Origin of the sequence: Cereibacter changlensis JA139 (assembly GCF_003034985.1) — a bacterium.
GTDB lineage: Bacteria > Pseudomonadota > Alphaproteobacteria > Rhodobacterales > Rhodobacteraceae > Cereibacter > Cereibacter changlensis.
In genome coordinates, this window is record NZ_PZKG01000137.1 from 1 (window position 1) to 9689 (window position 9689).

8 protein-coding genes and 1 pseudogene are annotated in these 9689 nt (G+C 69.7%); 8 read left to right on the top strand and 1 reads right to left on the bottom strand.

Features of this window, described 5'->3' with window-relative positions; all coding sequences use genetic code 11:
* A partial coding sequence (locus C5F48_RS19400; protein WP_146170654.1) for a transposase occupies positions 1 to 209 on the bottom strand: 209 nt, incomplete at its 3' end.
* Between the two features lie 137 nt (positions 210 to 346).
* On the opposite strand from C5F48_RS19400, the pseudogene C5F48_RS25745 reads away from it, so the two are divergent.
* The 8 genes and pseudogenes from C5F48_RS25745 to C5F48_RS19435 form a co-directional block, all read left to right on the top strand.
* A pseudogene (locus C5F48_RS25745) lies at positions 347 to 525 on the top strand (transposase); the annotation flags it as partial.
* A 51-nt stretch (positions 526 to 576) separates the two neighbouring features.
* Positions 577 to 1206 carry an Rrf2 family transcriptional regulator gene (locus tag C5F48_RS26180; protein WP_245941543.1) on the top strand — a complete coding sequence of 210 codons (630 nt, stop codon included), beginning with the start codon at positions 577 to 579 and terminating at the stop codon, positions 1204 to 1206.
* Positions 1107 to 1556, top strand: a complete 450-nt coding sequence (locus tag C5F48_RS19410) for an RNA polymerase sigma factor (protein ID WP_245941542.1) — start codon at positions 1107 to 1109, stop codon at positions 1554 to 1556. Before C5F48_RS26180 ends, C5F48_RS19410 begins: the two co-directional genes overlap by 100 nt.
* Positions 1553 to 2527: a FecR family protein gene (locus C5F48_RS19415; protein WP_107665462.1), complete on the top strand. Its 975-nt coding sequence runs from the start codon at positions 1553 to 1555 to the stop codon at positions 2525 to 2527. The genes C5F48_RS19410 and C5F48_RS19415 overlap by 4 nt, the downstream gene beginning before the upstream one ends.
* Positions 2528 to 2794: 267 nt before the next feature.
* Complete coding sequence (locus C5F48_RS19420; RefSeq protein ID WP_258186535.1) at positions 2795 to 5029, top strand: TonB-dependent siderophore receptor; 2235 nt, start codon at positions 2795 to 2797, stop codon at positions 5027 to 5029.
* A gap of 42 nt (positions 5030 to 5071) precedes the next feature.
* On the top strand, positions 5072 to 5929 hold the full coding sequence (locus C5F48_RS19425; protein ID WP_107665464.1) for an ABC transporter substrate-binding protein: 858 nt from the start codon (positions 5072 to 5074) through the stop codon (positions 5927 to 5929).
* Between the two features lie 3 nt (positions 5930 to 5932).
* The gene (gene fhuB / locus C5F48_RS19430) at positions 5933 to 7870 is read left to right on the top strand and encodes a Fe(3+)-hydroxamate ABC transporter permease FhuB (protein WP_107665465.1); all 1938 of its coding nucleotides are present in this window, start codon (positions 5933 to 5935) and stop codon (positions 7868 to 7870) included.
* A gap of 52 nt (positions 7871 to 7922) precedes the next feature.
* Entirely contained in the window at positions 7923 to 8732 is an 810-nt protein-coding gene (locus tag C5F48_RS19435) for an ABC transporter ATP-binding protein (RefSeq protein ID WP_170139768.1), read from the top strand.
* Positions 8733 to 9689: the final 957 nt, after the last annotated feature.

The following is a 9689-nucleotide window of genomic DNA, read 5'->3' on the forward strand; positions in this document are numbered from 1 at the left end:
AGGGCTGCAATCTCGGCCAGATCGGCCCGCATCTGCCCGTTCCCGGGGAACGCTGTGGCAGGGGTTGCGGTCAGTTCCCGCATCCAGCGACGCAGCACGCTCTCCGCCACGTCGAGGTCACGGGCCGCCTGCGCTACCGCTACGCCACGGTCCGTCACCAGTCTAACGGCCTCGATCTTGAACTCACGGCTGAACTTCAGTCTCGTCATATCTGCACTCCAGTTCCTTGGGCACGATCTTATCTTCGTGTCCACGAAACCGGCAGCAGCTCACCGGTCTCAGGTGACCTGGCGCGGGGTTTTTCCTCCATCTGCGATTAGAGTCCGGCCCATGGAGAGGACGGACGATGAAGAAGGCACGACTGACAGAAGAACAGATCATCGGGATCTTGCAGGAGCATGAGGCTGGCGCGAAGTGCGCCGATCTCTGCCGCAAGCACGGGATGTCGGAAGGCACGTTCTATGCCTGGAGGCGAAGTATTCCGGGATGACGGTGTCCGAGTCCAAGCGGCTGAAGACGCTGGAGGGGCATCTCGACGGGTTGGAGGGGCCGGTCACCTCCGAGATGATCTGTCAGATGCTGCGCACCAACCCCTCGCTGGTACGGCGGACGATGGCCGGGCTGCGCGAGTCGGGGCTGGTGACCTCGACCAAGGGGCGCCACGGCGGCTGGCATCTGGCGCGCAGCTGGACGAGATTTCGCTCGCCGAGGTTTATGAAGCGCTGGGGTCGCCCACGCTGTTCTCGGTCCGGCAATCGGACGATGCGCCGCAATGCCTGCTGGAGCGGGCGGCAAATGCCGCCACCGTTCAGGGAAGAGGTCTGTATCGGGGGAGGCGCAACCCATCCTGCCCGGTGTGACGATCGGAAACGGCGTGATCGTTGGCGCCGAAATGTCGCCACCATCGTTGGGACACCGCGCGCCCCTGCCCCACCCGTGGATATGCCGACAGGCGGCAGAAGCGGCGCTGGAGGCCGCCAATCCAAAGGCAGAGTGATATTGTCAGGAGTTCGATCCAGCCGTAAGGTGCCGCGTCTTTTCCCAGTCAGGCCGGCGCCGTGCAGTCCGATCACCTCCTTCAGCTCTACGTCTTGGAACGCGACCGGATGGAACGGCAGATCGCCCGCCGGATCGGCTGCACGAGCCTCGCGCGCGACATCGTTCATGACATCTTCCTGCGTCTGTGGGAGCGCGCCACGCGACTGAACGGAGAGCCTGCGGCCTATCTCAGCCGCTGTGCACGCAACGCGGCCGTCGATCACCTGCGCGCGGAGCAGACCCGGGCGCGGGTTCTGGCCGAGGCCGCCCGGCGCAACGAGGGCCTGCACGCGCCCTCGGCGGAAGACGCGGTCGGCGCCCGCGACGCGCTGCAGCGGATCGATCTTGCCCTGCTCGCCCTGCCGGAGAAGACCCGGCACATCTTCCTGCTCAACCGCGTCCATGGCCGCAGCTTTTCCGAAATCGCCGGAGCCTTCGGCATGTCGGAGCGCGCGGTGGCCAAGCACATGGCCAAGGCCGTCGCCGCCTGCGCCGCCGCCGCAGAGGCCGGGGCTTGACCGGGGACGGCCACCCGACCGAGGCGCAGCGGGCAGAAGCCCGCGACCGCTTCGTCCGCCTGCGCGGCGGCACGCTGTCGAAGTGCGAGCTGCAGGTCTGGCTGCAGGAGGATCCCGCGCATGTCGCCGCCTGGGCCGAGGTCGAGGCGCTCTGGGGCGAGATGCGCGCCCCCGGCGAGCGGCTTGCCGAAGCCGAGGCCGGGGCGCTCTCGGTCTATCTGGCGGCGATGGACCGGGGCGCCCGGCGGCGGCGTGTTCTGCGCGGCGGGGCCGTGGCGGTGCTGGCCTTGGGGATCGGACTTGGCGGCCTCTGGCTGCGCCAGCCCCATCTTCTGCAGGATCTGGGAGCGGATTACGTGAGCGCCCGCGGCGAGCGCCGCAGCGTCTCGCTTCCCGACGGCAGCCAGGTGCTCCTCGACGCGGGCAGCGCGATCCGCGTCGACATGGACGGGCCCGACCGCCTTCTGCGGCTGCTGCGCGGGGCGGCCTCGTTCGAAGTCACCAGATCGCCGCGACCGTTCCGTGTGCGCTTCGGCGAGGGCGAGGTCACCGTGCATGGCACCGTCTTCGACGTGCGGCTGCTGGAGGACGGCGGCCAGATCGTGCTCAGGCAAGGCCGCGTGAGCGTCCGCTATCCCGGTCTGCCGGCCGAGCAGCCCCTCGTTCCGGGCGAGCAGTTCAGCGTCGACGGCCCGGGTTGGCCTTCGGTAGAAGCCGTGGATCTGGCCGAAGCCTCGGGCTGGCAGGACGGCAGGTTCGCCTTCTACCGAATGCGGCTCGGCGATCTGGTCGCCACGCTGGAGCGCTATCTGCCGGGGCGCATCCTCATTCCCTCGCGCGACCTCAGAGACCGGCGGGTGTCCGGCAGCTTCGATCTCGATCACCCCGAGGCGGCGCTCGAGGCGTTGCGCGACACGGTGGGGCTGACCATCACCCGCCTGCCGGGATCCGTCCGGGTTCTGCACCCCTAGATCCCTTCCCCCAAAAAAACTTGTGCGCGCCGGTTCAGTGATCCCCGCCCGGGGACGTGATCTTGATGAGTGCATGGAAAGCCAGAGCCTTCGCCATCCGTGCAGACTGGAACGAAGGACAAAGGACATCCCATGCGAGGGCAGACTTCTCACACCGGGCGGACAGGCCGCCTAGGCCGGCTCCTGACGACAGTGCTTCTCTGCGGAGCGGCGCTCCCGGTACTGGCACAGGGGCTGCCCTATCGGTTCGACATTCCCGCCAAGCCCGTGACGCGCGCGGTAAACGACATCGGCCGCGTGGCCGGGCTCTCGATCGTCATGCCGGACGAGGACGCCGTCGCGGTGCGGGGCAATCCGGTGCAGGGCGCGATGAGCGTCGACGCGGCGATGTCGACGCTGCTGGCGGGCACCGGCCTCAGCTGGCGCTTCGCCAATGCGGGCACGATCCATGTCTTCCGGCGCACCCGCGCAGCGGAGGGCTCGGCCGACGTAATGCTGGCGCCGATCCGCGTCGCCCGCGACAGCAACGAGGCCACGAGCTTCGTCGCCGGCGCCAGCGGCACGGCGAGCAAGACCGGCACGCCGGTTCTGGAGGTGCCCCAGTCGGTCAGCGTGATCGGCCAGCGCCAGTTGGAGACGCAGGGCGCGCGCTCGGTCACCGAGGCGCTGCGCTATGTGCCGGGCGTCAACATCGAGACCTATGGCCCGGATCCCAAGGGCTTCGAATGGATCATGCTGCGCGGCTTCAATGGCCAGTCCTCCAGCGCCTATCTCGACGGGTTGCGCCAGATCGCCTCGAACTACAGCCATTTCCGCACCGATCCGCACCAGCTCGAGACGATCGAGGTGCTGCGCGGGCCGTCCTCGGCGCTCTACGGGCAGTCCGATGCGGGCGGCGTGGTCGGCAAGACCTCGAAGCGGCCGGTCACCGAACCGCTGCGCGAGGCCGAGCTCTCCTACGGCAGCTTCGCCACGACTCAGGCGGCGATCGATTTCGGGGGCGCGCTCACCGAGGACAAGACGCTCTCCTACCGGCTGGTCGGCGTCGCGCGCGACGGAAACACCCAATATTCCTACGGCGACGGCACGCGGATGAAGGACGACCGGCTGATGCTGGCGCCCTCGATCACCTGGGCGCCCAGCGACGCAACCAGCCTGACCGTCACGGCGCAGGCGCTGCGCGACCGCTCGGGCGGCACGGCGATCTTCTTCACGCCGACCGACATCCTCGTGGGCGACCCGAACTTCTCGCGGAGCGAGCAGGACCAGAAGACGCTGGGCTACGAGTTCAGCCACCGGATGGACAATGGCTGGACGGTGCGCCAGAATCTGCGTTACGGGCGCGTGGATTTCGATCTCGACATGATCGCCATGATCGGGGCGGATGCCACCGGGCTCACGCGGCAGGCGCGGCGCTTCTCGGAAAGCCTCGACAGCCTTGCGGTCGACACGAACCTCCTGGGCGAGTTCCAGACCGGGCGGCTTTCGCACAAGCTGCTGATCGGGCTCGACCATTCGCGCAGCGACACGGACGCGCGCCGCTGGAACGGCACCGCGCCCTCGCTCAACCCCTATGCGCCTGTCTATGGCGTGGACGTTCCCACCCCCACGACCGTGGCCTATGACTACACCGAAGAATATCGCCAGACGGGCCTCTACGTTCAGGACGAAATCCGGCTGGATCGCTTCCTCTTCACGCTGGGCGGGCGTCAGGACTGGCTCAGCACCAAAACCGACGACCACGTGACCGGAACCGCGCGCGATGTCGATCTCGACAATTTCTCGGGCCGGGTGGGGGTGAGCTACCTGACGGATTCGGGCTTCGTCCCCTACCTCAGCTATTCCGAGAGCTTCCTGCCGAACCCGGGCCTCGGCTCGGACGGCCGCACCTTCGATCCCACGCGCGGCCAGCAATGGGAGCTGGGAGCGAAGTATCAACCCTCGGGCACGGACGCGCTGCTGACGGTGGCGCTGTTCGACATCACCAAGTCGAACGTGCTCACGCCCGAGCTGGGGCCGGGCGGCATCTCCACCGGCTACAACATCGCCACGGGCGAGATCCGCTCGCGCGGGATCGAGGTCGAGGGCAAGGCCTCGCTCGGCTCGGGCTGGGACATCGCGGCGAACTACAGCTACAACGATGTCGAGATCACCGAGGACAATGCCGGCAACGTGGGCAATCGCCCCGCGCTGGTGCCGAAGTCCCAGGCCTCGCTCTGGCTGAACTACAGCTTCGGCTCGGGCGCGCTGGACGGCCTCTCGCTCGGCGGCGGGCTGCGCCATGTGGGCACGAGCTTCGGCGACAATGGCAACACGATCAAGGTGGATGGCCGGACGGTGATCGACCTCGGCGCGAGCTATGCGCTGAGCGAGACCGCGCGGCTGGCGCTCAATGTGACGAACCTGACGGACAAGGAGTATTTCACCACCTGCGCCAGCGCCTATTCCTGCTACGAGGGCGACCGGCGGATGGTCACGGCCAAGATCGCCATCGGCTTCTGACGGACCCGGACGGAGGCGGCCCGCCGCCTCCGTCACCCTCCCATGATCTCGCGCCGTCCTCTCCTCGCGGGCCTTCTGGCCCTGACCCTCCCCGTCCCTGCGCGGGCGGCGGCCGGCCCACGGCTGGCCGTCATCGACTGGGCCGCGGCCGAGACGCTGATCGCGCTCGACCGGCCGCCGCTCGCGATCTCGGACAGCGGCTATTTCGCCAGCCGCATGCCGTTCGACCTGCCGCCGGGCGTGGTCGACATCGGGCCCTTCTGGGAGATCAGCCTCGAATATCTGGCGCGGCTCGCGCCCGACCGGATCATCGCGCCGGCCTCGGCCCTGATGATGACGCCGCGCATCGCCGAAATTGCCCCGGTGGACATCGTGCCGACCGAGACGCGCGGCAGCCGGCTCGATCTCGCCGCCGATCTCGCCCGCCAGATGGCCGCCGTCGCAGGGCTCGCGCCCGAGAGCGCCGCGCGGCTGGTGGAAGGGACGGAAGCTGCGCTGGCGGCGGCGGGCCGGCGCGCGGGCCACAGCTCCGTCCTCGTCTGCGTCCCCGACCTCTCGGGGCGGCTCTTCACCCTCTACGGCCGCGGCAGCCTGCCCGATGCGGTGCTGGCACGGATGGGCCTCGCCAACGCCTGGACGGGCCCGGTCACTGCGCTCGGCACCTACCGCGCCAGCCTCGAGGAGCTGATCGGCATGGAAGAGGCCACGATCCTGCTGGTCGAAATCGCCTCGATGCGGCCGCGGACCGAGCGGATGCTGCGGACGAGCGCCCTCTGGCACGCGGTGCCCGCCGTCGCGTCGGGGCGTGCGCACTGGATCGGCAATTTCTATCCGCAGGGCGGGCTGCTCTCGGCCCGGCATCTGGCCGGGACGGTCGCCGCGGCCCTCACGCAAGGCTGATCCATGGCGCGCACGCTTCTCCTTCTCCTCGCCGGCGCGCTCACGCTGCAAGGTCTGCTGCCCCTCTTGCCCGAGGCGCTGGCGGGCGACGGGCTCGCCCGGCTCGTGCTGACCCAGAGCAGCCTGCCGCGCCTCGCCATGGCGCTTCTCGCGGGATTCCTTCTCTCGATGGCGGGCGAGGTCTGCCAACGCATCTTCGCCAACCCGCTGGCCGAACCCGGGCTCCTCGGCATCTCGGGTGGCGCCTCGCTGGCGCTGGCCGCGGGGCTGCTGCTGGCTCCGGCTCTCTGGCAGGCCGCGCCGGGGCTTCTTGCCCTGACCGGAGCCGCGGGCGCGCTGATCCTGGTGCTGGCCGTCGCATGGGGCCGCGGCCTGCACAGTCAGGCGCTGGTGCTGGCGGGCGTGATGGTCAATCTCTGCGCCGCGGCCGCCCACGCGCTTCTCGTCCTCTTCAACCACGATTTCCTGCAGGAGCTGCTGACATGGCAGGCGGGATCGCTGGCGCAGGCCGGCTGGCAATCCGGCCTCGGCCTCCTCGCGCAAACCGCCCCGGTGGCGGGGGCGCTGTGGCTGCTGCACCGGCCGCTCCAGCTTCTGATGCTGGGCGAGGAGACCGCACAGGGCCTCGGCCTCTCCGTGCGCCGGTCCAAGCTCCTGCTGCTCGCCGCCGCGGCCTGGCTCACGGCTTCGGTGGTGGCGACGGTGGGGCTGATCGGCTTCGTGGGGCTCGCGGGCCCCGCGCTCGCCCGCGGGCTGGGCGGCAGGTCTGGGGGCGGCTCGCGGCCGAACCTGCCCCGCGCGGGCCTCTGGGGCGCGGTCGTGCTGCTGCTTGCCGACCAGACGGCGCGGCTGCTCTCGGGTCTCGCCGGGGACGTTCCGGTCGGCGCGGCGTCAGGCGTCTTCATCGGGCCGCTTCTCGTCCTTCTGTCGCTCCGTTCCCGAAGCCCGGATCTTCCCGCGCGCCACGACCCGCCGGCGCCGGCCCGCCCCCGGCGTCCGATGCGGGCGCTGCTTCCCCTGGCGCTGGCCGTGCCTGTCCTGCTCGCTATCGCGCTGCTGATCGGTCGCTCGGAAACCGGCCTGCACCTCACCACGGCCGGGGATCTGGCCGCCGTCCTGCACTGGCGCCTGCCGCCCCTCATGCTCGCGGCGGGCGCAGGCGCCTGCCTCGCGCTCTCGGGCCTTCTGCTCCAGCGCCTCCTGCGCAATCCGCTGACGAGCCCCGATCTCCTCGGCGTCGGGCATGGGGCGGGCCTTGCCTTCGCGCTGGCCATGGTCTTCCTGCCGGAAAGCGGGCTCGTCTCGCGCTTTGCCCTGACGACCGCAGGCGCAGGCGCGATGCTGGCGCTGGTTTCGCTGCTGGCCGCACGCGCCCGGTTTGCGCCCTCGCGTCTGCTGCTGATCGGCGTCGGGCTCGGCAGCACGGCCCAGGCGCTTCTGACGCTGGTGCTGGCGGCGGGCGGGCCTAAAGGCGCGGCGCTCCTCAGCTGGTTCTCCGGGTCCACCGGCGGCGCGAGCCTCCCTCAGGCGCTGCTGGCCTGGAGCGTGGCGGTCGCGGTATTGGCGGCGGCGCTTCTCCTCCGGCGCTGGTTCGACCTGCTCGCGCTCGACGAGGTGGTCGCCGCAGGGCGCGGGCTGGCCGTGACGCCCGCCCGCGCCGCGGGGCTCGCGCTCGCGGCTCTGGCCGCCGCCGCGGGCACGATCGCCCTCGGCCCGATCAGCTTCGTCGGCCTGATCGTGCCCCATCTCGTGGCCACCATGGGCTTTCGCGCCACCGCGCCGGCAGCCCTCGCCTCGGTCGGGACCGGCGCCCTCGTCATGGTCTTCGCCCAATGGTTGGGCGGGCTGCTGGCCTGGCCCTGGCCGATCTCTCCTGGCCTGCTCGCAGCGCTCCTGGGCGGCCCCTTCTTTCTCTGGCAACTCCGGAAGCATGCCGCGTGACGCGGCGCCGCGCAGCGGAAGGCCCCCTGCCCCGCGATGGCGAAGGATATCCATGACCCACAGTCCGCCAGAATTCGACCTCCGTCAGGCGAGCCTGCAGCTTGCCGGTCGCCAACTCCTCGCGGGGCTGGATCTCAGCATCGCCAGCGGGTCCGTGACCGGCATCCTCGGCCCCAACGGCTCGGGGAAATCGACTCTCATGCGCCTGATGACGCGCCAGCTCGCGCCCTCCGCCGGGCAGGTCCTGTTTCGCGGCCAATCTCTGGGCGCCTATGCCGCCCGCGACCTTGCCCGGCAACTGGCGCATCTGCCGCAGACGCCGCCACATGTCCCCGGCCTGACGGTGGCCGAGCTGGTGGCGCTTGGCCGCTTTCCCTGGCACGGCGCCTTCGGTCGCTTCGGCGCCGACGACCGCGCCCGCCAGCAGGACGCCCTGCGTCAGGCCGGGCTCGCCGACCGGGCCGAAAGTCCCGTCGAGACCCTTTCGGGCGGCGAGCGGCAGCGGGCCTGGATCGCCATGCTCCTCGCACAGGGAGCGGATTGCCTGCTCCTCGACGAGCCCACCTCGGCGCTCGATCCCGCGCATCAGATCGAGGTGCTGTCGCTCCTGCGCGGGCTCAATCGCCAGCAGGGGCTGACCGTGGTGATGGTGCTGCATGACGTGAACCTTGCCGCGCGCTTCTGCGACGATCTCGTGGCGCTGCGGGCCGGGAGGATCCTCGACAGCGGCCCTGTCGCCGACATGATGCAGCCCGCCCGCCTGCAACGCGTCTACGACCTGCCGATGGTCCAGCTGCCTCACCCGGACTCCGGTCGCGCACTGGTGGCGCCGAGGGAGCTAGGCGATGGAGCGCCTTGGTGAACGGCCCCGGCCGCGACGGGGCAAGGGCACGATCAGCCGATACCTGCGAAAGATGCTGATCCAGTGGGCGAGCTCGGCAATGCCGACACTCATGAGGTCTGACACCGCGGCCGGGGCGTGGCTGCGAGCGCTCCTGCGACGCGCGCATCCCAATTTTGCAGTCGTCGCCCTTGCAGCGAGGCCGGCCCCTTTAGGAGGATCGGGACGCGCGGTGCGCCTTCGGATCGGCCGCATCGATCATGACGACCGGGTGGCAGGCCACCCTTGGCGTTCAGCATCGGGAAAACCCCTGTCTCGATCTCGCTCGACCGGCCCATCATAATCGAGGAGGACGATTTCGTGGTCGTCGCCGGCGGCGTGAAGAACGGAGTTTTTTTCATGCACGCGCCGATAGGAACACTACCCGCGATGTCTGGGATGCGGGCACCGATTGGAGCCTGATCCTGTTGGCCATACCTCTGATACCGCCTTTCGGTTTCGGTCTTTCCTGTTGGCGCAGGCTGCCCGCAATATACGCGCGCGCAGAAGAACAGGGCAGAAGACCAGGGATGTGACAGAAGCACGAAGGGCCGCGGACACTCCCCGCGCGGCCGCCGGAGGGTCGCAATGGCCTGCACGCTTCAGGATCGCGTTCCGCAGCGGATCCGAGCGCCGCCGCAGGGCTCTGTGTCGGACAGACGCTCCAGTTCATGCATGCACCCGACGGCCTGCTGATGTCGCAGCGCGTGGGAGGCTGCCTGCCGAACGGTCATCCCGCCTCCGCTTCGCCGGCCTGTCCTGGGCCGGAGGGCGTCTCTCTGCAGAATAAGCCGCTGGCGCGCCGATAGTGTGCTATGCGGTTCACTGTTTTTCTGCGTCCTGTCACAGAGGAGAGATGAGATGTCCGTTGATCCGGATCCGTCGCAAGCGGTGCTCGAGGGCCTGTCCACCCGCCTTTCCCTGGTGGTCGATCTTGAT